The organism is Paucilactobacillus nenjiangensis, assembly GCF_008632615.1.
GTDB classification, from domain to species: Bacteria; Bacillota; Bacilli; order Lactobacillales; family Lactobacillaceae; genus Paucilactobacillus; species Paucilactobacillus nenjiangensis.
On record NZ_CP043939.1, the window covers coordinates 1,796,464 to 1,820,663 of the forward strand.

A 24,200-nucleotide genomic window follows, 5' to 3' on the forward strand; every position below is an offset into this window, starting at 1 on the left:
ATTATCAATGTCCGATTTCAAACAAATTAAACAATTTAAAGCCGTCAATTGGGATCAAGTCAATGACGCCATTGACAAAGCCACTTGGGAAAAATTAACGGAACAATTCTGGTTAGATACACGGATTCCAGTGTCAAACGACATGGATGACTGGCGCACCTTAGACGAAGACCATCAATGGTTAGTTGGTCATGTCTTTGGTGGACTCACCTTACTAGATACGGTTCAATCTGAACAAGGAATGGCCTCGTTACGCCAAACCGTTCGGACCCAACATGAAACTGCCGTGTTAAACAATATTCAATTCATGGAATCAGTTCATGCCAAAAGTTATTCAACTATTTTTTCAACCTTAAATACACCGGATCAAATCAGTGAAATTTTTGAGTGGACGGATACTGAAGAATTCTTACAAAATAAGGCTGTACGCATTACGAATATGTATATGGACCCTACCGTGGATCCATTGAAGAAAAAAGTGGCCAACGTCTTTCTAGAAACTTTCTTATTCTACTCTGGTTTCTTCACACCACTCTATTACCTAGGCCATAATAAATTAAACAATGTCGCCGAGATTATCAAATTAATTCTTCGTGACGAATCCGTTCACGGTACTTACGTTGGTTATAAATTCCAACTCGGTATGAAAGAATTAACCGATAACCAACAACAAGATATGAAAGATTGGATGTACAACTTCTTATATGAACTTTATGATAATGAAGAGCGTTACACTTCAATTTTGTATGATAAAGTTGGCTGGACAGAGGAAGTCTTAACCTTTATTCGTTACAACGCTAATAAAGCGCTGATGAATTTAGGTCAAGACCCACTCTTCCCTGACACTGCTAAAGATGTCAATCCAATTGTTATGAACGGAATTTCAACTACCACAGCGAACCATGATTTCTTCTCACAAGTTGGAAATGGCTATCGTTTGGGCGAAGTTGAAGCAATGGAAGAAAATGATTACTTTGTAGCTGATCCTAACGACAAGTAAAAATACAAAACACCCTGTCAAAAATCAGAGTGTTTTTTTGTGCTCACTATCCGATTAACGCTCAGGATTAACCATTAAAATCATCGCGGTGATGGCCACCATGACGGCTGAACAAACAATCGCCAATTCTTTTAACATCGGTACCAGTAAGCCCATTAAAACGGCCCCGGCCACAAAGCTTAAAATAATGGTTCCCATGTCAATCGCCTTGGAACGCGCTTTACTTTGGCCGACTAACCAGCCATTGAATAAACTTTCACCCAATGTGCGCAAATTTCCTGTCATCATCAACGACGTAAATGGGCCCCCTTTGAGTTGTCTAAACTCTTGTAATTGACCAGCTGCGACAATTGATAAAATCGCCGTTGCCATCATTTGTGGAATGTGTGTACCTAGAAGTGCCACAACCACCATTAAAACGCACTCATAAATTAAGACAAAAATTTCATGCCGTTTTAAACTATCTGAAAGTTCAAACCGGTACTGAATAAAACGAATAATAATTGCTCCCAAAATAAATGCTAAAATCGACACGATGTATTTTAGTACCTGCCAATAACCACCCTTACTAACTTCAACCCCAATTAAAATGCAATTTCCGGTCTGTAAGCCAGAAAAAACACCTCCATGGAGTAAGTAGGTATACGAATCTAAACTACCAGCGATACCGGCTAATAAGGCCCCAAAATACAATCGCTGATGCCGTGGAAATGCTTGTGATTGTGCTTGCAAAAATAACTCCTCCCCATCAATAACTTCAATTTATGTGTATGATGTCATAAATTGAAAACCATGTCTAACAACAAGTCTTGTCCTTTGAGCTGAATAATTGCTTTTTCAATGAGTAATCGGCATAATGACCAAAAAATAATTGAGGTATGTATTATGGAAAAGATATCCATTGTAATTCCAACCTATAATGTCGCTGGTTATTTAGAACAAACACTGGAAAGCTTAGCTGCCCAAACTCGACCATTTGAATTGTGGTTAATTGATGACCATTCCACTGATCAATCAGCACAACTGGCGGAAGCGTTCACGCGTGACCATCCTGATTACCACTTTCACCAGTTCACGCAACATCAAGGCATCAGTGTCGCTAGAAATTATGGTATTGAACATGCAACTGGGGATGCAATTGCTTTTGTCGACGGGGATGACGCGTTAGATCCATTATTTGTTGAAACTCTCGCTGATTCGTTTACAGATGGCGTTGTCGCCGCTGCTGTTGGCTATGTTTGGCATGGTAGTCGAACAACCGTCAATCATCCAATCAAAATTAACCAACGCGAAATGTTCAATCAAGTTTCTTCTCACGGATCTGAAATTGGCGGTTATGTCTGGAATAAAGCCTTTGCCAAAACGGCAATTGATGCAATTAATTTGCGGTTTGATGAAACATTGCCGATTGCAGAAGATTATTTATTTACATCTGCCTTTGTAGCAAATACAGCTGGCAGCTATGCCTACAATCCCAAACTGCTATATACCAAAATAAATCGCCCGAACAGTACAATTCACACTGCCAGTTTTAAAGATCGACAAATTGAACGGGAAGTCTTCAAACAAATTAATGGTTTAAAACACTTAGTTCAATAATCAAAAATAATAGGGATCTGTGACACAAAATGTGAATTTTGTTACAGGTCCTTTATTTATGTCCATTGATTCACCATCCACTTCATACTATCTTCGCTAAGTATTAAAAAAGATGACACTTTTTGCTCCTCAAATCGTCCACAACTTAAGTCTAACATGAGTAGTATTGTCCACAACTTAATGTGACAGGAAAGAAAGGTGATCGACTTGCAGCAAGACCACACCACCCCTAGAAAACGGAACTATTTATATGAAGTTGATTTTATGCGAATCCTTTTTATCAGTGGCGTTCTTTTGAATCATACCGTTAATATTTTTACGAGTGCCATGAACTCAACCAGTATGTCTTACGATGATTTGCGGAGCATACGTCTAATGATTCATTTCAGTCGCATGGGTTTTATGTTCATGAGCGGCTTGGTGCTAACCATGAATTACTATAACAATCACAATTGGCACAGCTTTTGGAAAAAGCGTTTCAATGGTAGCATTTGGACTTATTTAATTTGGAATTTAATTATTTTTAGTTTATCCATTTTCTTTGGCGTCATGCATGCCCCACATCATTTTTTGATTACATATGTAGGTCATCTCTTTCAAGGTGACTTGCAATACATGTACTATTTATTAGTCACCATGCAATTATATTTAGTCTTTCCTATCATTACCTGGCTATTCCACAAATGGCCGAATCACCATAAACAGCTGTTAGTGATTAGTTTTATTGTTCAACTAGCCCTAACAAGTTTAATTAAATACAAACTCTGGTATGTAGATACTTCACATTGGCCATATTGGTTTCATGCCTATAGTATTAATGTCTTTACTTATCAATTTTTCTTTATCTTTGGTGCTTATGCAAGCCAACATTATAATGAACTTACCAAGTTTGTAAACAAACATATTAAGATAATTAGTATCATCTTCGCTGGATTATCGCTTGGAACCATTCCTTTTTATCGCATCTTGAATCTGGGTATTTTACAGCTTAACTCTGACCACGCTCGGTCAGCATATCAACCTTACCTCATGGTTTTTGATACTATGGCCATCCTGTTTATCTTTTGGCTAGGTAAACGATATGCTTCTTGGCGGGCTACGCATCCAGCGGCTTTATTTTCTCGTGTTATTGGAACGGGTGCCAAAATAAGTTTTGGTATTTATTTAGATCAAATCATTGGGCTTCTATTATTGGAATGGGTATTGGCGCAATTGAGTCTGCCTGATTTACTCTTACTATTACTCGTGCCAATCGGCTGGTTATTTGTTTTGGCTATTTCATTTATCATCGCCTGGATATTCTATAAAGTTTCACCATTTGCTTTCCTCATTGGTAGGCCCCAACTACACTGGCGTGATATTAATAAATTTTGGCGATATCGAACTTCAGAAAAAGAAAATTAACTTGATAATAACTGCACTACATTAACCTAAAAAACGATGAATCTTTTTTGAAACTATGCGTTTCTAGATTGATTCATCGTTTTTATTTGGTAGATTGTAAAATTTAAGTTGAACATATTAGTGGACAGAAAAACCCATAAAGGCCTTTAATGGTGTCACCACAACATTCCACTAGAAAGAAGGACCTTTATGGGCACCACTATTTTATCATTTGAAGACCGCGTTGTCATCGAAACACTTCATCATGAAAAGCACTCACTTCAATATATTGCCGATTATTTAGGCTTTAGTAAAACCACTATCTTTAATGAGGTTCATCGCTTAGCTGGTGAGTACCACGCAGTTAAGGCTCAAACTGACCATGAAGTTAAACTTAGTCATCGTGGTCGTAAAACCATCTTAACGACCAATCTAAAGCGATTGATTGAAGAAAAAATCAAGATCCAAAAATGGTCAATTGAACAAGTGGCTCATGTAGTTAGAATTGCCTACAAAACCATCTATAACTGGATTGATCAGGAACTACTGGATATTAATGTGACTGATTTACCTGACCATGGTATTCGTCGCAAACGAGCTAAAGAAACCCGTGGTACTTTTAGTCATGGACGTTCCATCGAATATCGTCCAGCTGAAATTTCTGATCGTAATACTTCAGGTCACTTCGAAGCTGATACAGTTTTATCTGGAAAACGTAAAGGTCAAGCAGTAGCTACGTTTGTCGAGCGTAAGAGTCGGCTTACCATCGTTAAACGGCTTAATGGACGAGATAGTACTTCAATGACCAAGGCTATTTTAGAATTGGCTAACCAGTTAGGAGATAATCTCAAGACCCTTACTGTTGACCATGGGAAAGAATTCGCCAACTACAATTTGATTGAAGAACAGACCGGTGTTCCGCTGTACTTTGCGCACGCTTATTCGCCACATGAACGAGGCAGTAATGAAAATCGCAACCGAGTACTACGCCGCTTCATTCCCAAAGGTCAACTGATTGATGAGATTACCGATGATGAATTGATTCAAATTAACTGGTATTTGAATTCCCGACCACTCAAATGTTTAAATTGGCGAACACCGATTGAGATCTTTTTGCGTGATCTGCGTTACTAAATTTGTTCAAGTTATTTCTTGCAATCTGCCATTTGAATAAAGATTATTCTGCTATTTCTGCAAAATTGGACTTAACTTCATTATTTTGCGTTTCAGTTAATCTCGGTCCACCATCACGTGATTGGTCAACTAACGCTACTGGTTGACCATCATGGAAAGCAAACACATACGTGATGTGATTTGGTAATGGTGGTTGTGTGCCATCGTAATTATAGATGGCGACAACGTTATATTCGTAATTACCCATTCCATCAGCACTCCAACCAATACTAGTGCTTTCTCCATTTGGGCCTAGAATAAAAAGTGTACAAGTTAAATAGAGACTCTGATTTAGTATAATTAAGGAAGTAAATTGGAGGATCAAATAATGACGAAGCACAGTTATGACAAGGAATTTAAGGAACAGGCCGTTCAGTATTACTTAGATAACAAGGATCACATGACCATGAATGAAATAAGTAAGAATCTAGGTATTGGGGCTAGTACATTACATAAATGGATTAAGCTGTTTACTGAGACTGGGGAGTTTGGCCGTGGCTCTGGTAATTTTGCCAGCGATAAGGACAAGGAGATTGCACGACTAAAGCGTCAACTTCGTGACGCTGAAGGAGCGATCGAAGTGTTAAAAAAATCAATCGGGATTCTGAGCAAGTAACTACCGAAAAGGTATACCAAGAAATGGACGTTCAGCACGCTTTGGAATCCCACCCTTCCATCAATGGTATGTGTGATTATGTTGGAATCTCAAGAAGTGGTTACTATCAACGAGAAAAGCGTCATAATCACCAATCACCGCGAAAGCTTCGGAAGAAGTTTATTCAAGGTGAAATTAAAGCAATTTGGCTCAAAAGCCTTTGTATTTACGGTGCCGGCAAAATCACCCAAGAACTTCGCTCAAAAGGATATAAGATCGCTGAACGAACTGTTGGTAAGTATATGCGTGAACTTGGCATTCACGCCGTTTACCTAACCCCTTGGACGACTACCACTCGCAATTCTAAGTTTGGTAAACAGCTAATAAATATTTTAGACGAGCAGTTCAATCCATTGCGACCAAACGCCGTTTGGTGCATTGACACCACTTATATTCCAGTTCATGACGGATTCGTTTATTTAACCAGTATTATGGACTTGTACTCCAGACGGATCATTGGTTGGGACTTATCTGAAACCTTGGAGGTATCGAATGTCATCCCACTTATTGAAAAGACTAAGCACAGTCGCCATATTAGCAAGCCATTAATCATGCACAGTGATCGTGGTAGTCAGTTTACGTCTGAAGCTTACAATCAAGCTACAGCTAACATGACATTAAGCTATTCAAAGAAAGCTTATCCTTGGGATAATGCCTGCATTGAGTCGTTTCATGCCTTGATTAAGCGTGAATGGATAAATCGGTTTAAAATCCATTCATACTCCGAAGCTAAACGACTAGTTTTTCAGTACATTGAAACGTTTTACAACACAGTTAGAATTCACAGTCACTGTGGATTCAAATCACCAAAGCAACTTGAAGATGAGTATCAAACTCAAATTCAAAATTTAGTCGTGGCATAGGACAAAAAAGTCTCTATTTAAATTGTCTATTTTATTGACAGGGGACCAATTGATTAATGAAATTTTGTAATTCATTATCCTTAGTATCATTCCAAAGCGTGGTTGATTTTGATTCACTCGCTGCTTTGGCAGAGCTTGATACATTAGCACTATTCTTGTTAGTAGTTGATGTTGATGTTTGACTACTTTTGTTGGTATTATTCGTACTGCCTTGTGTGCCACAACCTGTCAAAATCAACAAGCTCACTCCAACCATTAACACAACTTTTACCCTATTTTCACCCATATTAATCCCCACCCTGTTTTGATAGTTAACCAATGTTTCCTCCCAATCAGTAACATTCCAATCACTACTGACGACATTAGTATATCTTAAATGATTGGGTTATCAAAGAAATCATTTAAATTAATTCCAAACTACAATATAAATTTTAGTATACAAAAAAATCCCACCAAGACATAACTTTGTAGGATTTTAGACAGGAAAACATGACATTTTCCTTGATTTTAATAATTACCATAAGAAACAAAAGACTTGTTTCATAAGGACATTGTTTCAAATTTATAAGTTGTATTACTTAAGAGTAACAACTCCACCGACTTCTTCAAGTTTTGCCTTGATGTCGTTAGCTTCGTCTTCTTTAACGTCTTCTTTGATTACAGAAGGAACGTCATCAACAAGACCCTTAGCATCTTTCAAGCCAAGTCCAGTGATTTCACGAACTGCCTTGATAGCTTTAACTTTTTGGTCGCCTGATTCAGTAAGTTCAACAGTGTATGAATCCTTAGCTGCAGCAGTGTCTCCACCAGCAGCGCCAGCAACTGCAACTGGTGCAGCAGCTGAAACGTCGAATTCTTCTTCGATTGCCTTAACTAAGTCGCTAAGGTCTGAGATTGATGCTTCTTTTAATGAAGCAATGATTGAGTCTTTATCAAAAGCCATTATATTGTCCTCCAAATATTGTGTGTGTTTGTTTTTTTGTTTGTTACTAGATTATGCAGCGTCTTCGCCCTTTTCGATAACAGCGTTAAGCGCATAAGCCACGTTGCGAACAGGTGCTTGTAGCATTGATGCCAATGTAGCAAGTAATTCTTCTCGACTTGGTAATGTAGCAAATAAATTGATCTTATCAAGATCGGCAACACTCTTTTCGAGAATACCACCCTTGATTTCAAGTGCCTCAAATTCATCTGAGAACTTCTTCAAGAGCTTGGCTGGTGCAATAGCATCTTCGTTAGAAAATGCAACGGCACTAGGTCCAGCAAAGACGTCGTTCAATTCAGCATAACCAGCTGCTTCAGCTGCACGAACCAATACAGTATTTTTAATTACTGATAATGAAACGCCAGCATCACGAAGTTCTCTACGTAGACGTGTGTCTTGTTCAACAGTTAAACCACGTAAATCAACAACGATTGCAGATTCTGCTGCCTTGAAACGATCAGCGACTGCTGAAACAGTTTCAGCTTTCTTTGCGATTGTTTGTTCACTCATATTTTTTCACCTCCAAAATTTTAATCATGTAGGATTTAATAAAAAATCCCTATGCCCACCTAGACATAGAGAAGAAATTTAGCTTCCTCGGCAGGTAATAATTATGGCTTGCGCCGCCTGAGTCTTAGGTGAATTATTTAATTGAACTAAGATAGTATAACAATCTGACGAGAAATGTCAAGAATTAAAGTGATGTTACATCAACATTAACACTTGGGCCAAATGTAGATGCAAGTGAAACATGTTTTACATATGTTCCACGAACTGAAGCTGGACGAGCTTTAAGAACTACATCTGAGATAGTCTTAAGGTTTTCAGCCAACTTAGCTGCATCAAATGAAACTTTACCAGTTGGAACATGAACATTACCGTCACGATCAGTACGATAAGTTACCTTACCGGCTTTTGATTCAGAAACAGCCTTTGTCACGTCCATAGTAACAGTTCCAGTTTTAGGGTTAGGCATTAATCCCTTAGGTCCTAAAGCACGACCTAAACGGCCAACTTGAGCCATCATGTCTGGTGTTGCGATAGCAACATCAAAGTCTAACCAGCCATCAGAAATACGAGCAACTAGGTCATCGTCACCAACGACATCTGCACCAGCAGCTTCGGCTTCTTTAGCTTTGTCACCCTTAGCAAAAACAACAACCTTTTGTTCTTTACCAGTACCGTTAGGAAGTACTACGGCACCTCGTAATTGTTGGTCTGCTTGTTTTGTATCAACGTTTAAATTGAAAGCAACTTCAATGGTTGCATCAAATTTTGCGAAATCAATTTCTTTAACCAAGTTGATAGCTTCGTCAACAGTGTATGATTTTTCAGCATCCACTTTCTTGACAGCATCTTGGTACTTTTTACCTCTATTTTGAGCCATTTGTGTTTTCCTCCTTGCAAAATGTGGTCAAACGGAGTTCCCTCCCACTTGGTACATTCATTTTTATGAAGTACCCGACTGTCACGGTTATATTAACCTTCGACTTCGAAGCCCATACTGCGTGCAGTACCTTCGATCATGCGCATTGCTGATTCAACATCAGAAGCGTTTAGATCTTGCATTTTAGTTTCGGCAATTTGTTGCACTTGAGCCTTGGTAACCTTGGCTACTTTCTTAGTGTTTGGTTCACCGGAACCGTGTTCAACACCTGCGGCTTTCTTCAAAAGAACTGAAGCGGGTGGTGTCTTAGTGATGAAGTCGAATGAACGGTCTTCGTATACACTAATCACAACGGGAATTAATAGTCCTGCTTGGTCAGCAGTACGTGCATTAAATTCCTTTGTGAAACCCATAATATTAATTCCTGCTTGTCCAAGCGCTGGTCCAACTGGTGGCGCTGGAGTTGCCTTACCGGCTGGAATTTGTAACTTAACAACATTAGCTACTTTTTTTGCCATGAGACATAACCTCCTTAGGTCATTGTGGTAATCATGGGACATTAGATTTGTCCCTCCCACTACATATGCCAAAAACATACTTAATGAGTTTACCACAAAAAAAGCACTGGTTCAACGACCAATGCTGTAAAAATTAAAGTAATTTATCTACTTGATCAAAATCAAGTTCAGTTGCAGTTTCACGACCAAACATTTCGATATTAACCTTTAATTTCATTTTTTCATTATCAATTTCAGTAATTTTACCGGTTAAATCAGCAAAGGCACCTTCAACAATTTTGATGGTTTCACCGACTTCAACGTCAAGCTCTTGATGACGAGCACTCATCCCCAAACGACGCAAGACAAGTTCAACTTCATCTGGTAACAATGGAGTTGGTTTTGAACCACCACCATGAGAGCCAACGAATCCAGTAACGCCAGGAGTGTTACGAACAATATACCAAGCTTGGTCAGTCATAACCATTTCAACTAGTACATATCCAGGAAAGGTTTTTTGGATGGATTCTTTTGCTTTACCATCTTTAATTTCACGCACTTCTTGTTCCGGAACCACAATCCGAAAAATGAATTCTTCCATCCCCATTGATTGAGCTCGGGATTCAAGATTACTTTTTACTCGATTTTCATATCCAGAATAAGTATGCAATACGTACCATTGTTTTTCAATTGATTCAGCCACGATATAATCTCCTATTTTTTTAAATCAGAATCATAAACAAAATAAAAAAACTTCGCACTAAACGAAGTCCTCAACAAACAAAGTATATCAAAATAATAACTATTTGACCACACTATTTAGTAAAAATGAGCAAACCGGACTCGATTAACCAGTCGAATAATGCAAAAAATAGCATGAAAAAGACTGATAATGAAACAACAACTGCAGTATCTCGACGATTTTCTTTGACAGTTGGCCAAACAACGAGTTTCATTTCTTTTACGACATTTTTAATGAATCTAAATAAATGCATTGGATGTTCTCCTCCTACTTTGTTTCTCTATGTAGCGTGTGTTTTCCACAGTATCTACAAAATTTTTTAACTTCTAACCGCACTTGGCGATTAGGATTAGCTGTAATTATATAATTGCGTGAACCACAAACGGAACACGCCAAAGCCACTTTAGTATGGGCCATAAACGCCACCCCACAATCCATATTATAGTATCATGCTTAGCTAATTTATGTCAACGGTCTTCCACTAAAACGATTTTACTTCATCGCTAACTTTAATTTTTTTCGACATCGACTTAAGGCGCCATCAATACTACGTTGATCACATTTCAATAGTATTTTAATTTCAGAACGTGTTCGTCCTTTGACAATTAAATCAAAGACATTTAATTCAAACGGTGAACAATAAGTGAGAAACTCATCAATTTCAGTATGACAAATTGCGCATTCATCTGGTTGAGATCGCGAGTAATCTACCAATACTTCATTTTCTTCATCGCTGGTAATAGTTTCGTTTACGTACTCAATCCGCTTTTCACGGCGAATAATGTCAAATGCCCGATTACGTAAACTAATTTTAAAAAAACTACCGAACGTCGCACCATTATTTTCATCAAATTGTCGGATGACCTTTAAACAAACAATTCGTGCTTCCTGCTCCCAATCTTCACGATCATACTGTTTAAAGTAATATTGACGTTGCATCTTATGAACCAATGGTAAATACCTTTTAAATAAAGCTGTAAAACTGATTGAATCTCCTGCGTTAAACCGCGTGATTAATTCCGTATCAGATATCAAATGTTTTGCAGTTCCCTCGTACATACTTCCTCCTGAGGCATAAAAAATTTGTTTTGAATATACCTATCTTTCCTAATATACCGAAACAGATTTCTAGCACAAGCGAACATATGTTTATTATTCATAATTCGGACAATATGCACCCTTTTATGAATATTACATGAGCATTAAAAAAATTCAATGAGCAAAATTTATCATTTGCTCATTATAATCCAAGATAGTATTTCAACGCACATAACATTTCATGGCATAACGTAACTGGTATTAAAAAACTATTTAAGCTTTCACCTAAATAGTTGTCTTTCTATAGTTGATGTCTTGAATTAAAACCTTGATAAATTAACAAACTAGCAGCGACACTAGCATTTAATGACTGTACGTGTCCAATCATTGGAATGGTCAACATTTCATCAACCGATTTTTTCAATAGTTGTGAAATTCCTTTGCCTTCGTTACCAATGATTAATGCAGATGGTCCTTTAGCGTCCCAACGACGGTAATCAGTTCCGTTCATGTCAGTCCCAAAAATCCAAACATTGCGTTTTTGTAATTCTTTGACGGTTTGCACTAAGTTAGTGACTTGGACTACTGGGACGTGTTCAATTGCCCCAGTCGAGGTTTTCGCCACCACAGAAGTAAGACCAACTGCGCGTCGTTTTGGAATAATAATTCCATGCACACCAGCTGCATCAGCAGTTCTCATAATAGAGCCTAAATTATGAGGGTCTTCAATTTCATCTAAAATTAAAAAGAATGGATTTTCATTTGCCTGTTCGGCCTTATCAAATAAATCATCGAGTTGTGCGTACTGATATGCCGAGATGGCCAGCACCACCCCTTGATGCTTCTGGTGGTCAGTCAACAAATCTAGTTTAGACTTAGGTACATTTGAAATCACAATACCCTTTTCACGCGCCAATTTAACGATGTCTTTAATGGTGTCAGACGTTAACGCGTCTTGTAAAAATAATTTGTTGATGGATTGGTCTGTTTTTAGTGCTTCAGTGACCGCGTGCCGACCAATGATAAAATCAGTTGCTTGTTTTTGTTCTTCGCTCATTCTGTTCTCCCTGCTTCTACTTGGTCAATACACCAGTTGGCAACTTCATCTAATCGTTCCTGCTGATCACTTAATTTCAAATATCCCATCAAAGCTTCAAAGCCGGTTGAAATACGATAAGTCAGCACATCTGTATTTTTGGCATGGGTATGACTGTTGGCGTTTCGACCACGTTTAAAGAAATCCCACTCTTCTTTATTGAGTAATTCATCTTGTTGCATTAAATCGATTAAGGCAGCCTGTGCCTTGGCAGAGACGAAATGCGTGGCTGTGTGATGTAGCTTGGTAGGCTTAGTATAACCTTTGCTTAATAAATGTTCTCGAACATATACCTCATAAGCTGCATCCCCTAAGTAAGCCAAGGCAATTCCGTTAACCTGTTGATAATCTACTTTTGACATTCTATTCCTTCCTGTAACGCGTTCCATTTGGTGTATCTTCAATGATAATTCCTTGATTCTTTAAATCGTCTCGAATTTTATCACTCATCGCAAAGTCCTTATCAAGTCTGGCTTGATTACGTTGAGCAATTAGTTCCATAATTTTAGCGTCATCAAGCGTTTCAACTCTTAATTCGATGCCAAAGACTGCGACTAACCGTTGTAAAGTCGTCTTTAATAAAGTTAAATCATCTTTTAGAACCACTTCACGTTCAGCATAAACATTGCTATACTTCACTAATTCATACACGACTGCAATTCCATTTTGTACATTAAAATCATCATCCATCGCTGCCGTGTACCGACTGACGTAATTATCGACTTCCGCTGTTACATCTGTGGACGATTCTGGTTGAGCATCATTTAACCGATAATCTAAATTTTCAAACGCATTTTGGATATGCGACAAATTATTTTGCGCATCCGCAATATTTAATGGACTATATTGAATTGGCCGACGATATTGGGTAGTTGCCATAAAGAAACGCAACACCTGAGGATCCAAATTTTTGATGATATCATGAACCGTCACAAAGTTACCAAGTGATTTACTCATCTTTTCATTGTCTTCACCTACTGTGACAAATCCATTGTGCATCCAATAGTTAGCAAATTTTTGGCCGGTTCTGGCCTCACTTTGCGCAATTTCGTTTTCATGATGTGGAAATTGTAAATCTTGACCACCACCATGAATATCAAACGTATCGCCCAAGTACTTGGTAGACATCACGGAACATTCGATATGCCATCCTGGTCGCCCTTTGCCCCATGGTGAATCCCAATTGATTTCATCGGGTTTAGCGGCTTTCCAGAGCGCAAAATCAATTGGATCTTCTTTTTTTTCAAATTCCTGCGAATCAACATGGCGACTTGCCCCAACCTCTAAATCATCAATTGATTGGTCAGATAGTTCACCGTAGTGCTTAAATTTGCGAGCGCGATAGTAGACATCCCCCTCAGATTCATAGGCAAAGCCCTTATCAATTAAATCCGCAATAAATTCAATAATTTCTGGAATGTTTTCGGTAGCACGCGGATGCATCGTTGCCGGTTCGATATTCACCGCTTCGGTATCTTCCATAAATGCATTAATAAATTTATCTGCTAATTGCGGAACCGTAATTCCTCGTTCATTAGCCGCTTTGATCATTTTATCATCGACATCGGTAAAGTTAGACACATAATCAACCGTATAACCACTGAATTCAAAATAGCGCCGAATTGTATCAAAGGCAATTGCGCTCCGGGCATTACCAATGTGAATATAATTATAGACCGTCGGACCACACACATACATTTTGACCTGTCCGAGATTTATAGGGACAAATTCTTCTTTTTTTCTTGTTAGAGTATTATAAATTTTTAGCATGCATTTTACCCCTTAAACGTTGTTAGTAATAGTATTTTACCACACTCCGAATTAGATACAAAAAAATGAATTTAAAAAAAATTGAACTTTTTTGCAAAAAATCACACATTTTTCACAAATACATGTTATTATATATCTTGCAGTTAGGAAGAAGAAATTCTTTCCGACTGCAAACCTATATTTTTCAATTACTCCTCCCAATAGTAACCGAAAAATAGTTACGAAATCCCCCAAGATTTTCGTAATACTCCTCAAAAGATGGCTCCCGCCATCTTTTTTTATACCCTTTTTTATTGAAATCCCTTACGTAGAGGTATACGACATGAACAATGAATTTATAGATATTCAACAACTTGATCCCGAAATCTATGTTGATTTAAAATATGCGACTAAAGATAATTTTACAAAACAAATAATTTACGATTTCACAACTGCAATTGCTAGAACTCAAACGGCCGAAAAATTAGCTGTTGCTAGTGAGCTTGTGAAAAAATCTGGCTTTCGTTTGAAAGTCTGGGATGCTTATCGACCAGTTGCGGCGCAAAAGAAGTTATTTGAGATTTATCCGGATCCAAAATGGGTCTTACCACCCAATCCTAATGCCAGTCATCAAAAGGGCGTGACCTTTGATTTGACCCTCTGTGAGCCAGATGGAACCAACCTACCGATGCAAAGCGCCTTCGATGAATTTGGCCCCAAAGCTAAGCGCAGTTATCGTCGCAAGCCATACCAGGAACATAATTATCAAATTCTGAATCAAGCCATGCTGGCAGCTGGCTTTGTCGGTTATATTGATGAATGGTGGGATTATCGCGACAGTGAGATGGATAACATGTCACCTGCCTCAGCTAACCCGAATGATTTTAAATAAATATAAATATGTGCACCAAAAAACGTGGCTGGGAAAAAACTAATTCCAGACTATAAAAAATAAAGGGACTTTGGAAAAACACTCCAAAGTCCCTTTAACTATGTACACAGGAAGTAAATTCCTGTTATGATGTTAGCGACCAAACCAAACAACAAAACAGTAAAGGAGTTTCCTTCCATGTACAAGAATTATAACACAGCACAAACTAGCATCGCTTTAAACTTAAATTTTGATATTCCTAATAACCATATTGCGAGACTAATTGATATGTTTGTTGAGACAATTCCGCATAATATTATTGAAACCTCTGTGGCGACCACCGGTCGTCCTGCTTATCATCCGGCTATGTTAATAAAAATGCTCCTTTTCGCGTATTCTCGCAAAGTATTTTCTGGACGTAGAATTGTTGAAATGAATACCGAAAATATTCCAATGAAATGGTTGAGTCAAGATGCCACAATTTCTTACAAAACAATCAATAATTTTCGATCCAGTAAAGAAGTTTCTAACTTAATCAAGATTTCCTTTATTTACTTTACCAAGTTGTTAGCCGACAACGGTATGATTGAAGATGAGGCCTTATTTATTGATGGTACGAAGATTGAAGCCGATGCAAATAAGTACTCATTTACTTGGAAACGTGCAGTTGATAAATTCTATCCAAAACTAAAAGAAAAAATTGTGCTCCTTTATGAAGAATTGATTGAAAATCAAGTTGTCAAAGAAATGGAGAAAGAATACCTAACGTCTAGCGATGGATTAGCTGAGATTTTAGAAAAAACGCACGATGAAATTACTCACTTAGATTATGTCATTGAACAAGAACCGAAGGTTATCAAAGGTGGCTCTAAGAATAAACAACAGCGGCGAAAACTCAAAAAATTAGCGCACAAAATGGAAAATGATTATTTGCCCCGAGCAAAAAAGTACGAAGAAGCTGAACGCCTTTTTAATGGTCGGAACAGTTTTTCAAAAACCGACCATGATGCTACCTTTATGCGTATGAAGGAAGATCCAATGATGAATGGTCAATTAAAGCCTGGATATAATTTACAGGCTGCCACTAATGGACAGTTCGTGCTAAATTACGGAATTTTCTCGAATCCGACGGATACGAGAACTTTATTACCATTTTTATCTGACATGCATTCACTCGATTTGTTTAAATACATCGTGGCGGATGCAGGTTACGGTAGTGAATCTAATTATTCCGCGATTGTCGACGATTTTGATAAGACACCACTGATACCGTATGGTATGTATGAAAAGGAACAGAAGCGCAAATTTAAAAATGATCCTACACGAATACACAATTGGAAGTACAATGCCGCAGACGATTACTATACGGATCATTTGAGTGTTAAATTCAGTTTTAAACGATACAGTATTCGTCATGATAAATATGGATACGAACGACAGTTCAAAATTTATGAAGCGGATAAAACACAGGAAACATTCAAGCTAGATGAACTAGCTAAAACCCCTAAGGGAAGGCAACGACAGGTTGCCTATAATCCAACTTGGAACTACTTTAAAAATTATGTTAAGGATTTACTTTCATCTGATCAAGGCTCAGAGATTTATTCGCATCGTAAGTATGATGTTGAGCCAATGTTTGGCAGAATGAAGTCCATTTTTGGTGTGCGCAGAACTCATCTTAGAGGGAAACAGCCTGTGGAAAATGAATTGGGTATTCTATTAATGACAATGAATCTAACAAAATTAGCGGGAATTTTAACCAAAGCAACCGCTAATTTTTCACATAAACAATTATCAAATATAAAAAAAACAAAAAACCGACCAAAAATTCTATTAATTATAGAATTCTTGGTCGATTTTTCTATAGCTGGTTAGTTTTTTCCCAGCCACGTTTTTTTATCTTGTTAACTTAATTCATTAATCATTTCGTCAAGATTCTTAATTGATTGTTCATAACCAATTAATTCAATTGATTCAGGCAGTTCTGGGCCATGCATCTCATGCGTAATTGCAATTCGAATTGGCATCCATAACTTGCGACCCTTAATCTTGGTATCCTTTTGAATACTCTTGATTGTCTTTAAGACTTTGACTGTATTCAAGTAATCAACGTCCGCAATACGAGCACGGAATTCTTTCAAGACAGTCAAAGCATCGTCTTCAACTAACTCAACGCGCGCTTCATCATTAATATCTGCAGGTCCATGGAAGAATGGCTTAGCAAATGGTAATATTTCGGCTGCGTAACTAATTTCACGCTTGAACAAGCTCACTAACTTACGAGTCCATTCCATCTTCATAGGATCAGCATGCTTTTCAAGCAACCCTGCTTCAATTAATTGAGGCAATGCCAAATCAAAGACTGCATCTTCATCCGCATTCTTCATGTATTGGTTATTAACCCATTCAAGTTTCTTGCCATCAAATGCAGCAGGTGATTTACTCAACCGTTTTTCATCATACATTTTAATAAATTCTTGACGAGTAAAGATTTCATCTTCACCAACTGGTGACCAACCAAGCAAAATAATGAAGTTTAACATGGCTTCTGGTAGATAGCCCAATTCACGATATTGTTCAATAAATTGAAGCACTGATTCGTCACGTTTGCTTAACTTTTTACCCGTTTCAGAGTTAATAATTAAACTCATATGACCAAATTGTGGTGCATCCCAACCAAAGGCTTCATAAATCATCAATTGCTTAGGCGTATTAGCCACGTGGTCATCCCCACGGAAAACATGAGAAATTTCCATTAGGTGATCATCAATCACAACGGCAAAGTTATAAGTTGGCATTCCGTCACGCTTTTGAATGACAAAATCACCACCGATAGTCTTTGATTCAAATGATACATCACCTTTAACTAAATCAGTCCAGGCATATGTTGCCCCTTCAGGCACGCGGAAACGAACAACTGGTTCCAGTCCATTATCTTCTGCATCAGCCTGTACTTTGGCGATTTGCTTGTCATCCATGCCAGCATATTCATAAACGTAATGAGGCATTTCCTTACGAGCTTTTTGAGCTTCACGATCAGCTTCTAGTTCATCTTCCGTCCGATATGACTTGTAAGCTAAACCTTTTTCTAGCAATTGATTAATGTAATCTACATAAATATCTTTACGTTCAGATTGACGATATGGTCCAAAATCTCCACCTACATCAGGACCTTCATCCCAATCTAAGCCCAACCATTTTAGATTATCTAATTGGCTGCGTTCACCATCATCGATGTTCCGTTTAGTGTCGGTATCTTCAATCCGGATGATGAACTTTCCTTTGTTGTGTCGTGCGTACAAATAATTAAATAGTGCTGTACGCGCATTTCCAATATGCAAGTGTCCAGTTGGACTTGGTGCGTATCGTACTCGGATTTTGCTTTTAGCCAAAATATTACGCCTCTTTCATGTATTGATAGTAAATGACTATCTACTTTTTTCAAACCATCTATTAGTTTACAAGTCTCAGAAAAAAAATCAATTATCTACTGTTATTTTTTTGGATCTGTGTGTTTATCGTTGATATTCTTGGTTGAATGCACTGGGCGAGCAAAAATCATCCGACCGGAATCAGTTTGCAAAGCACTAGTTACTTCAACTTCGATATGATCATTTAAGTAATAGCGACCATCTTCAACCACAACCATCGTGCCATCGTCTAAATAGGCGACCCCTTGTTGTCGTTCTGTCCCATTTTTAACGACCATGACATTAAGTTTTTCACCAGGTAAGACTCGTGCCTTCAATGATGAAGTCAATTCGTTGATGTTCATCACTTGAACATTTTGGAATTGAATTACTTTATTCAAGTTGTAGTCATTGGTTACGATGACGCCATCGACTTCCTTAGCTAAACGAATTAACTTGCTATCCACTTCAGGAATATCTTCAAAATCGCCTTCATACATTTCAATTGGGACGATTTTTTCACTTTGCAGTTTGTTTAAAATGTCCAATCCACGGCGACCACGAACCCGTTTAATACTATCGCTAGAATCCGCGATATATTGCAATTCGTACAAGACAAAATTAGGAACTAATAAAGTTCCTTCAATGAAACCTGTTTTGACAATGTCATAGATTCGACCGTCAATCAAAATATTAGTATCCAAAATTTTGTAGTGATGATAGTTAGCATCTTGTTTGGATAAAACACTGCCAGATTCACCATCAGTTTCTGGGGTTCCCTTTGAACGCCGTGACTGCATTAACGCACGCCAATCATCTAATCGAGTAGTTCCAATTCGAAAACCTAAGTACCCGAATGTAACCATTAAGATAATCGGAACAACATTGTTCAACACTGGCACGTGTGAATTCCACAAGGGTGTCGATACAAGGACCGCTAAAACCAGTCCAATAATCGTTAGAAAACTCCCAAATAACAAGTACACAGGACTTTGCTTGGTTAAATAGTTTTCCGTACGATTTACCAATCGTTCAATATATCCCCCAAGTGGTAATGACAGCAACCAAAAAATAATTGCACCAATCAAGATATCGCTAAATAATAACCCAATTCCGGGTAAAGTGACTCCTGTCATCCGCCAAAACATTGGTAAGTAGTAAAAGCCTAACGCAGCTCCAACAACAACGAATAATGATCTAATAATATGTTTTCTCATAATTTAATTACACCTCCCTTCTTCAGTTAGTCTAACGCAAGTTTAAGTGATTCGACAAGTGTAGCTACACCAATCACTTGGATTCCCTTTGGTGGGGTCCAACCTTGTAAATTATTCTTAGGGACAAAAATCCGTTTAAAGCCTAATTTACGGGCTTCTGCCACCCGTTCTTCAATGCGATTAACACGGCGAATTTCACCAGTTAAACCGACTTCACCGACGAATGCATCTGTAGGCCGTGTTCCTTTGTCTCGGTAACTTGAGGCAATACTCATCGAAATAGCCAAATCTATCGCTGGTTCATCTAATTTGACACCACCAGCCGCTTTTAAATAGGCATCCTGATTTTGAAGCATCAAATTCGCCCGTTTCTCAAGCACTGCCATTAAAAGGGAAACTCGGTTTCGATTTAAGTCACTCGCTGTCCGTTGGGCATTGCCAAAGACAGTCGGTGTAACTAGCGCCTGAATTTCTACTAAAATTGGACGCGTTCCTTCCATAGAAACCACGATGGCTGAGCCAGTTGCATCCTTCAGCCGTTCTTCCAAAAACATCTCAGATGGATTTGACACTTCGTACAATCCACCATTTTGCATTTCAAAAATGCCTAATTCATTTGTGGAACCAAAGCGATTCTTGACCGAGCGTAAAATTCGATAGGCATGGTGTAAATCGCCCTCAAAATAAAGCACTGTATCAACCATATGTTCCAAAATTTTAGGCCCCGCAATGGCGCCACCTTTGGTCACATGGCCAACGATAAAGATCGTAATATTATTGCTTTTACCAATTTGCATCAGTTCTGCGGTGACTTCGCGAATTTGGGCCACACTCCCAATCGCCGAAGTTACATCTGGTTCCATCATTGTCTGGACAGAATCAATAATGACATAATCTGGTTTCATTGTTTCAATGGTGGCGCGGATACTAGCCATATCAGTTTCCGGATAAATGTAAAATTGATCTCCGGTTACGTCTAAACGTTCCGCACGCATTTTAATTTGGTTGGCACTTTCTTCACCAGAAACATACAGCACTGTGCCACCCGTTTGGTTTAATTGTCCTGATACTTGTAAGAGGAGCGTTGATTTCCCAATTCCAGGATCTCCACCAATCAAAATCAAAGAACCAGGGACAATTCCGCCACCCAAGACGCGATTTAGTTCCGGCATTTTAGTCTGTACTCGTGGTGTATCTTCTGAATGAATGTCACTAATCCGTGTTGGTTTAGTTTTATTTCCATCAATGGTAATTCGGGAGCGGCTTTGGGCCGATTCTGGTTGCACCTTTTCTTCCACTAACGTGTTCCATTCACCACAATTAGGACACCGCCCTAAAAATCTGGGAGAACTATATCCACAATTTGAACATACATAGACTGTTTTTGCTTTAGCCATTAATACTCCTCCACCTCCTAAATTATTTCTTGGTTGATCCAAAGCCACCAGTGCGGTCGCTTTGAGGTTGTTCTTCATCATCAGCCGTCAAGAATGGCATAAAGATTCCTTGACCGATTCGTTCACCTTTTTTAATCACTAAATCCTTCACGCCATAATTAATTAATTGGAAAAATATTTCACCCTCATTACCTTCATTGTCGAAGTAATCAGCATCCACGATTCCAACCCCATTTGGTAAAATTAACCGACGTTTTAACGGCCCACTCGAGCGGTTGACCAGCATTAAAAATTCACTTTCTGGCATGTAGGCTTTAATACCAGTTGGTACTAAAACTGGCTTCAATGCATTATTAGCATCTAAATAATCGTCATCTGACAGCTCAATGTTGTGCAATAAGCCCTTAATGATTTTAACAAATTTTAATTTCCAAATTGAAGGTAACACGAAATCTTCTGAGCTTTCAAAATCATACCCAGCGGCTTGTCGAGTCTGGCGCTTTGGTAAATTGATATTTTGATCTGCTTTTTTTGATACTACTTGAAATCCCCGTAACATATAATTTCACCTCATCTGTTATTTACCCTCTAATTATAAGATATGGCAAAATATATTGATACTACTTTATCGGCTTGAATTGACAATCGTGTGTATTATCGTTTAAATTTTAATTAACCTCTCAGAAAGTTGGCTTTTCATGACATATCATTACACATCAGATCGTCTAATTCTTAGTGACACCAATTATCCAATTATTGGCGAAATTTATTTTCCTTCGATTGCCACAGATAATTCAATTGCGGTCTTAGAACACGTTTTTGTGCACCCAGATTTTGACGCGACTGAAATTGGTGCTCAACTAATTGCTGAATTTGTCAGTTATGCTACTCAAAATCATCTCACCATCAAATTATTAGACCCTTGGGCAAAAACTGAATTTTCCAAACACCCTAGTTATCAAAAAATACTAGTGAATGAGTAAAAAGGACGCAGTTTTACCCTACTTGCGCTACAATTGAAGATATACATTAAAGGAGAGTGACTTCATGAGTTTTGAAATTGATCAAACAAAATTAAACGCATATCAACAACAATTAGCAAATGAACCACAAGCAAAAGTGTTAGAACGAACTGTGACTAAAAATGGTATTTTAGCCAGCAGTTATGATTGGCATGCTGCCGTTGAATCAGATCCAACATTTTCAATTGACCTAGATACGGGTGACGTGGCCAATCAAAAACAATCTGGCCGTTGTTGGATGTTTGCAGCCCTCAACACGATGCGTCACGACATGGCCAATAAATTAGGCCTGAAAAAATTTGAATTATCACAGTCTTACACTTTTTTCTGGGATAAATTTGAAAAAGCTAACTATTTCTACGAAAACGTTTTAAATACAGCCACACAATCTGCAGATAGTCGCGAAGTTGCTTTCTTGATGGCCACTCCACAGCAAGATGGTGGTCAATGGGACATGCTTTGTGCCTTAATTGAAAAATATGGTATCGTCCCACAATCTGTCATGCCAGAAACTTACAGTTCTTCTAAATCTAATGAAATTAACACTGTTTTAAACAAAAAACTACGGAAAGACGCGATTACTTTACGAACACTCGTGGCTAATCATAGTGATGATTCACAAATTGACGCTGCTCGGAATCAAATGATGTCAGAGAACTATCGTATTTTAACTTATACCTTTGGCCAGCCACCGGTTAAATTTGATTTTGAATATCGCGACGAATCAAAACAATATCATATTGAAAAAGATTTAACTCCACAAAGCTTCTTCAAGAAATATATTGGCTGGAATTTGGATGATTACGTTTCAATCATCAACTCCCCTACGGATGACAAGCCCTACAATAAAACTTACACCATTGATATGCTTGGTAATGTCGTTGGTGGTCGTGCAGTCAAACATTTGAATGTAGAAATTGAACAATTCAAACAATTGGCCATTGCTCAACTAAAATCTGGCGAAAGCGTTTGGTTTGGTTGTGACGTAGGTCAAAGTTCAGAACGTCAGCAAGGAATTATGGACCTAAACGTCTATGCTAAGAGTGAACTTTTCAACACAGACTTTTCAATGACCAAGGCCGAACGTCTTGATTACGGTGAGAGTTTAATGACTCATGCCATGGTCTTGACTGGTGTTGATTTGGTTGATGGACAACCAACTAAATGGAAGGTTGAAAATTCATGGGGACCAAAAGTCGGAACCAAAGGCTATTTCGTGATGACCGATGCTTGGCTAGATGAATATTGTTACCAAATTGTGGTTAACAAAAAGTTCCTCCCCGAAGATTTGTTAAAGGCACAAGCCGAGGAACCAATTACATTGAAGCCTTGGGATCCAATGGGAGCTTTAGCATAATATCCATTTAAATAACTTTTGACTTAAAATAGTGTGTTACTTCATCGTTAATTGAAGTAGCACACTATTTTTATTCTAATATCTGTTTTTCAATGACATTTAATTTCGAATCAAGTTCATAGACGATGGGTTGCCCATTGGGAACTTCCACCAAATTTATTTGATCATCTGGTATTTGATCTAGATACTTGATCAGTGCTCGTAGAGAACTGCCATGTGCCACAATCAATTGATTCTGACCGTCTATCAATTGTCCGGCTATTACATCATTCCAATATGGTAATAGGCGCTCTTGCGTCATTTTAAGGCTCTCAGACAATGGTATCTGAACCCCTAAGCGGTCATAACGACGTTCATGATCTCGTTTTGACAATTGTGGGGGTACTTCTGAATAACCTCGGCGCCATTTAGCGACCTGTTCAACGCCAAATTGTTGTTTGGAATCATCCTTGTTCATACCACGAAGTGCACCATAATGGCGCTCATTTAAACGCCACGTTTTGTGGATAGGTAAATATGATTGATCAATCTCATCACAAATTAAGTTTGCAGTCGTAATTGCGCGTTGTAACATCGATGTGTGGACATCGCTAAAGTGAATATTCAAATTTTTAATTCGCTGAGCCGCCATCTGTGCCTGCTTAATTCCCTTGGCGGTTAAAGGCACATCAGACCACCCTGTGTACACATTGTCTCGATTCGCCTGACTTTCGCCATGACGGGTAATAACTAATTTGACCAATGCTTCCACCTCCGATT

The 24,200-nt window shown here is 38.3% G+C and carries 29 protein-coding genes and 1 other annotated feature; of the genes, 10 read left to right on the plus strand and 19 right to left on the minus strand.

Annotated elements, in window-relative coordinates:
- The first annotated feature begins 7 nt into the window (after positions 1-7).
- Positions 8-1,000: a class 1b ribonucleoside-diphosphate reductase subunit beta gene (gene nrdF, locus F0161_RS09245; RefSeq protein ID WP_137601255.1), complete on the plus strand. Its 993-nt coding sequence runs from the start codon at positions 8-10 to the stop codon at positions 998-1,000.
- A 54-nt stretch (positions 1,001-1,054) separates the two neighbouring features.
- Here nrdF and F0161_RS09250 read toward each other — a convergent pair whose 3' ends face one another.
- A complete protein-coding gene (locus tag F0161_RS09250) occupies positions 1,055-1,732 on the minus strand; it encodes a YoaK family protein (RefSeq protein WP_150204386.1) in 678 nt (225 codons plus the stop codon).
- 153 nt (positions 1,733-1,885) lie between these two features.
- On the opposite strand from F0161_RS09250, the gene F0161_RS09255 reads away from it, so the two are divergent.
- The 3 genes from F0161_RS09255 to F0161_RS09265 all read left to right on the plus strand — a co-directional run bounded on the left by F0161_RS09255 (position 1,886) and on the right by F0161_RS09265 (position 5,116).
- Positions 1,886-2,599 (plus strand): glycosyltransferase family 2 protein, encoded by a 714-nt coding sequence (locus tag F0161_RS09255; RefSeq protein ID WP_150204387.1) that lies wholly within the window; start codon positions 1,886-1,888, stop codon positions 2,597-2,599.
- Between the two features lie 198 nt (positions 2,600-2,797).
- A complete protein-coding gene (locus F0161_RS09260) occupies positions 2,798-4,003 on the plus strand; it encodes an acyltransferase family protein (RefSeq protein WP_263862618.1) in 1,206 nt (401 codons plus the stop codon).
- Between the two features lie 189 nt (positions 4,004-4,192).
- A complete protein-coding gene (locus F0161_RS09265; RefSeq protein WP_150204389.1) occupies positions 4,193-5,116 on the plus strand; it encodes an IS30 family transposase in 924 nt (307 codons plus the stop codon).
- A 43-nt stretch (positions 5,117-5,159) separates the two neighbouring features.
- Here the strand turns inward: F0161_RS09265 and F0161_RS11605 are convergent, their stop codons facing one another.
- Positions 5,160-5,495 carry a DUF4767 domain-containing protein gene (locus F0161_RS11605; RefSeq protein WP_225423112.1) on the minus strand — a complete coding sequence of 112 codons (336 nt, stop codon included), beginning with the start codon at positions 5,493-5,495 and terminating at the stop codon, positions 5,160-5,162.
- Between F0161_RS11605 and F0161_RS09275 the strand changes: the two genes are divergently transcribed.
- A complete protein-coding gene (locus F0161_RS09275; protein WP_003688751.1) occupies positions 5,484-5,771 on the plus strand; it encodes a transposase in 288 nt (95 codons plus the stop codon). The genes F0161_RS11605 and F0161_RS09275 overlap by 12 nt on opposite strands.
- 23 nt (positions 5,772-5,794) lie before the next feature.
- Positions 5,795-6,673, plus strand: coding sequence for an IS3 family transposase (locus tag F0161_RS09280; protein WP_150204391.1), 879 nt, complete (start codon positions 5,795-5,797; stop codon positions 6,671-6,673).
- Positions 6,674-6,704: 31 nt separating this feature from the next.
- On the opposite strand, the gene F0161_RS09285 is transcribed toward F0161_RS09280, so the two are convergent.
- From F0161_RS09285 to cysS, 12 genes are all read right to left on the minus strand, one after another.
- The gene (locus F0161_RS09285; protein ID WP_150204392.1) at positions 6,705-6,959 is read right to left on the minus strand and encodes a hypothetical protein; all 255 of its coding nucleotides are present in this window, start codon (positions 6,957-6,959) and stop codon (positions 6,705-6,707) included.
- 288 nt (positions 6,960-7,247) lie between these two features.
- Positions 7,248-7,616, minus strand: coding sequence for a 50S ribosomal protein L7/L12 (gene rplL / locus F0161_RS09290; protein ID WP_150204393.1), 369 nt, complete (start codon positions 7,614-7,616; stop codon positions 7,248-7,250).
- A 51-nt stretch (positions 7,617-7,667) separates the two neighbouring features.
- A complete protein-coding gene (gene rplJ, locus F0161_RS09295; RefSeq protein ID WP_150204394.1) occupies positions 7,668-8,168 on the minus strand; it encodes a 50S ribosomal protein L10 in 501 nt (166 codons plus the stop codon).
- Positions 8,169-8,199: 31 nt separating this feature from the next.
- Positions 8,200-8,315: a sequence feature (ribosomal protein L10 leader region), on the minus strand.
- A gap of 37 nt (positions 8,316-8,352) precedes the next feature.
- The gene (gene rplA, locus F0161_RS09300) at positions 8,353-9,045 is read right to left on the minus strand and encodes a 50S ribosomal protein L1 (protein ID WP_137601356.1); all 693 of its coding nucleotides are present in this window, start codon (positions 9,043-9,045) and stop codon (positions 8,353-8,355) included.
- A gap of 92 nt (positions 9,046-9,137) precedes the next feature.
- Positions 9,138-9,563 carry a 50S ribosomal protein L11 gene (gene rplK, locus F0161_RS09305; RefSeq protein WP_137601357.1) on the minus strand — a complete coding sequence of 142 codons (426 nt, stop codon included), beginning with the start codon at positions 9,561-9,563 and terminating at the stop codon, positions 9,138-9,140.
- Positions 9,564-9,696: 133 nt separating this feature from the next.
- Positions 9,697-10,245, minus strand: coding sequence for a transcription termination/antitermination protein NusG (gene nusG / locus F0161_RS09310; protein ID WP_137601358.1), 549 nt, complete (start codon positions 10,243-10,245; stop codon positions 9,697-9,699).
- 112 nt (positions 10,246-10,357) lie between these two features.
- On the minus strand, positions 10,358-10,537 hold the full coding sequence (gene secE, locus F0161_RS09315) for a preprotein translocase subunit SecE (protein ID WP_137601359.1): 180 nt from the start codon (positions 10,535-10,537) through the stop codon (positions 10,358-10,360).
- Positions 10,538-10,551: 14 nt separating this feature from the next.
- Positions 10,552-10,701 (minus strand): 50S ribosomal protein L33, encoded by a 150-nt coding sequence (gene rpmG / locus F0161_RS09320; protein WP_137601360.1) that lies wholly within the window; start codon positions 10,699-10,701, stop codon positions 10,552-10,554.
- 75 nt (positions 10,702-10,776) lie between these two features.
- Entirely contained in the window at positions 10,777-11,343 is a 567-nt protein-coding gene (locus tag F0161_RS09325) for a sigma-70 family RNA polymerase sigma factor (protein WP_150204395.1), read from the minus strand.
- Positions 11,344-11,623: 280 nt separating this feature from the next.
- Positions 11,624-12,379: a 23S rRNA (guanosine(2251)-2'-O)-methyltransferase RlmB gene (gene rlmB, locus F0161_RS09330; protein ID WP_137601362.1), complete on the minus strand. Its 756-nt coding sequence runs from the start codon at positions 12,377-12,379 to the stop codon at positions 11,624-11,626.
- On the minus strand, positions 12,376-12,780 hold the full coding sequence (locus tag F0161_RS09335) for a Mini-ribonuclease 3 (protein WP_150204396.1): 405 nt from the start codon (positions 12,778-12,780) through the stop codon (positions 12,376-12,378). The genes rlmB and F0161_RS09335 overlap by 4 nt, the downstream gene beginning before the upstream one ends.
- Before the next feature lies 1 nt (position 12,781).
- Complete coding sequence (gene cysS, locus F0161_RS09340) at positions 12,782-14,188, minus strand: cysteine--tRNA ligase (protein WP_150204397.1); 1,407 nt, start codon at positions 14,186-14,188, stop codon at positions 12,782-12,784.
- Between the two features lie 322 nt (positions 14,189-14,510).
- Between cysS and F0161_RS09345 the strand changes: the two genes are divergently transcribed.
- Both F0161_RS09345 and F0161_RS09350 read left to right on the plus strand, forming a co-directional pair.
- Positions 14,511-15,059, plus strand: coding sequence for a M15 family metallopeptidase (locus tag F0161_RS09345; protein ID WP_150204398.1), 549 nt, complete (start codon positions 14,511-14,513; stop codon positions 15,057-15,059).
- 177 nt (positions 15,060-15,236) lie between these two features.
- Positions 15,237-16,913, plus strand: a complete 1,677-nt coding sequence (locus F0161_RS09350) for an IS1182 family transposase (protein WP_051552863.1) — start codon at positions 15,237-15,239, stop codon at positions 16,911-16,913.
- Between the two features lie 29 nt (positions 16,914-16,942).
- Here the strand turns inward: F0161_RS09350 and gltX are convergent, their stop codons facing one another.
- The 4 genes from gltX to F0161_RS09370 all read right to left on the minus strand — a co-directional run bounded on the left by gltX (position 16,943) and on the right by F0161_RS09370 (position 21,621).
- Positions 16,943-18,430: a glutamate--tRNA ligase gene (gene gltX / locus F0161_RS09355; RefSeq protein ID WP_150204399.1), complete on the minus strand. Its 1,488-nt coding sequence runs from the start codon at positions 18,428-18,430 to the stop codon at positions 16,943-16,945.
- 101 nt (positions 18,431-18,531) lie between these two features.
- Positions 18,532-19,665, minus strand: coding sequence for a PIN/TRAM domain-containing protein (locus F0161_RS09360; RefSeq protein WP_150204400.1), 1,134 nt, complete (start codon positions 19,663-19,665; stop codon positions 18,532-18,534).
- A gap of 26 nt (positions 19,666-19,691) precedes the next feature.
- On the minus strand, positions 19,692-21,062 hold the full coding sequence (gene radA / locus F0161_RS09365; protein WP_137601368.1) for a DNA repair protein RadA: 1,371 nt from the start codon (positions 21,060-21,062) through the stop codon (positions 19,692-19,694).
- A 22-nt stretch (positions 21,063-21,084) separates the two neighbouring features.
- Positions 21,085-21,621, minus strand: a complete 537-nt coding sequence (locus F0161_RS09370) for a dCTP deaminase/dUTPase family protein (RefSeq protein ID WP_137601369.1) — start codon at positions 21,619-21,621, stop codon at positions 21,085-21,087.
- A 139-nt stretch (positions 21,622-21,760) separates the two neighbouring features.
- Here F0161_RS09370 and F0161_RS09375 point away from each other — a divergent pair, with 139 nt between their 5' ends.
- Both F0161_RS09375 and F0161_RS09380 read left to right on the plus strand, forming a co-directional pair.
- Positions 21,761-22,045, plus strand: coding sequence for an N-acetyltransferase (locus tag F0161_RS09375; protein ID WP_150204401.1), 285 nt, complete (start codon positions 21,761-21,763; stop codon positions 22,043-22,045).
- A gap of 64 nt (positions 22,046-22,109) precedes the next feature.
- Positions 22,110-23,441, plus strand: a complete 1,332-nt coding sequence (locus tag F0161_RS09380; protein ID WP_150204402.1) for a C1 family peptidase — start codon at positions 22,110-22,112, stop codon at positions 23,439-23,441.
- Positions 23,442-23,511: 70 nt separating this feature from the next.
- On the opposite strand, the gene F0161_RS09385 is transcribed toward F0161_RS09380, so the two are convergent.
- On the minus strand, positions 23,512-24,183 hold the full coding sequence (locus tag F0161_RS09385) for a 2,3-bisphosphoglycerate-dependent phosphoglycerate mutase (RefSeq protein ID WP_150204403.1): 672 nt from the start codon (positions 24,181-24,183) through the stop codon (positions 23,512-23,514).
- Between the last annotated feature and the right edge of the window lie 17 nt (positions 24,184-24,200).

Bases quoted from the DNA above. Each gene is read 5' to 3' on its own strand.
- F0161_RS09265 (WP_150204389.1), top strand. From the start codon at position 4,193: ATGGGCACCACTATTTTATCATTTGAAGACCGCGTTGTCATCGAAACA.
- rplA (WP_137601356.1), bottom strand. From the start codon at position 9,045: ATGGCTCAAAATAGAGGTAAAAAGTACCAAGATGCTGTCAAGAAAGTG.
- rplL (WP_150204393.1), bottom strand. From the start codon at position 7,616: ATGGCTTTTGATAAAGACTCAATCATTGCTTCATTAAAAGAAGCATCA.
- F0161_RS09285 (WP_150204392.1), bottom strand. From the start codon at position 6,959: ATGGGTGAAAATAGGGTAAAAGTTGTGTTAATGGTTGGAGTGAGCTTG.
- F0161_RS09360 (WP_150204400.1), bottom strand. From the start codon at position 19,665: ATGAGAAAACATATTATTAGATCATTATTCGTTGTTGTTGGAGCTGCG.
- F0161_RS09375 (WP_150204401.1), top strand. From the start codon at position 21,761: ATGACATATCATTACACATCAGATCGTCTAATTCTTAGTGACACCAAT.
- F0161_RS09255 (WP_150204387.1), top strand. From the start codon at position 1,886: ATGGAAAAGATATCCATTGTAATTCCAACCTATAATGTCGCTGGTTAT.
- F0161_RS09380 (WP_150204402.1), top strand. From the start codon at position 22,110: ATGAGTTTTGAAATTGATCAAACAAAATTAAACGCATATCAACAACAA.
- F0161_RS09280 (WP_150204391.1), top strand. From the start codon at position 5,795: ATGGACGTTCAGCACGCTTTGGAATCCCACCCTTCCATCAATGGTATG.
- F0161_RS09345 (WP_150204398.1), top strand. From the start codon at position 14,511: ATGAACAATGAATTTATAGATATTCAACAACTTGATCCCGAAATCTAT.
- F0161_RS09370 (WP_137601369.1), bottom strand. From the start codon at position 21,621: ATGTTACGGGGATTTCAAGTAGTATCAAAAAAAGCAGATCAAAATATC.
- secE (WP_137601359.1), bottom strand. From the start codon at position 10,537: ATGCATTTATTTAGATTCATTAAAAATGTCGTAAAAGAAATGAAACTC.
- rplJ (WP_150204394.1), bottom strand. From the start codon at position 8,168: ATGAGTGAACAAACAATCGCAAAGAAAGCTGAAACTGTTTCAGCAGTC.
- radA (WP_137601368.1), bottom strand. From the start codon at position 21,062: ATGGCTAAAGCAAAAACAGTCTATGTATGTTCAAATTGTGGATATAGT.
- F0161_RS09325 (WP_150204395.1), bottom strand. From the start codon at position 11,343: ATGTACGAGGGAACTGCAAAACATTTGATATCTGATACGGAATTAATC.
- nrdF (WP_137601255.1), top strand. From the start codon at position 8: ATGTCCGATTTCAAACAAATTAAACAATTTAAAGCCGTCAATTGGGAT.
- rlmB (WP_137601362.1), bottom strand. From the start codon at position 12,379: ATGAGCGAAGAACAAAAACAAGCAACTGATTTTATCATTGGTCGGCAC.
- rpmG (WP_137601360.1), bottom strand. From the start codon at position 10,701: ATGGCCCATACTAAAGTGGCTTTGGCGTGTTCCGTTTGTGGTTCACGC.
- F0161_RS09335 (WP_150204396.1), bottom strand. From the start codon at position 12,780: ATGTCAAAAGTAGATTATCAACAGGTTAACGGAATTGCCTTGGCTTAC.
- rplK (WP_137601357.1), bottom strand. From the start codon at position 9,563: ATGGCAAAAAAAGTAGCTAATGTTGTTAAGTTACAAATTCCAGCCGGT.
- cysS (WP_150204397.1), bottom strand. From the start codon at position 14,188: ATGCTAAAAATTTATAATACTCTAACAAGAAAAAAAGAAGAATTTGTC.
- F0161_RS09275 (WP_003688751.1), top strand. From the start codon at position 5,484: ATGACGAAGCACAGTTATGACAAGGAATTTAAGGAACAGGCCGTTCAG.
- F0161_RS09350 (WP_051552863.1), top strand. From the start codon at position 15,237: ATGTACAAGAATTATAACACAGCACAAACTAGCATCGCTTTAAACTTA.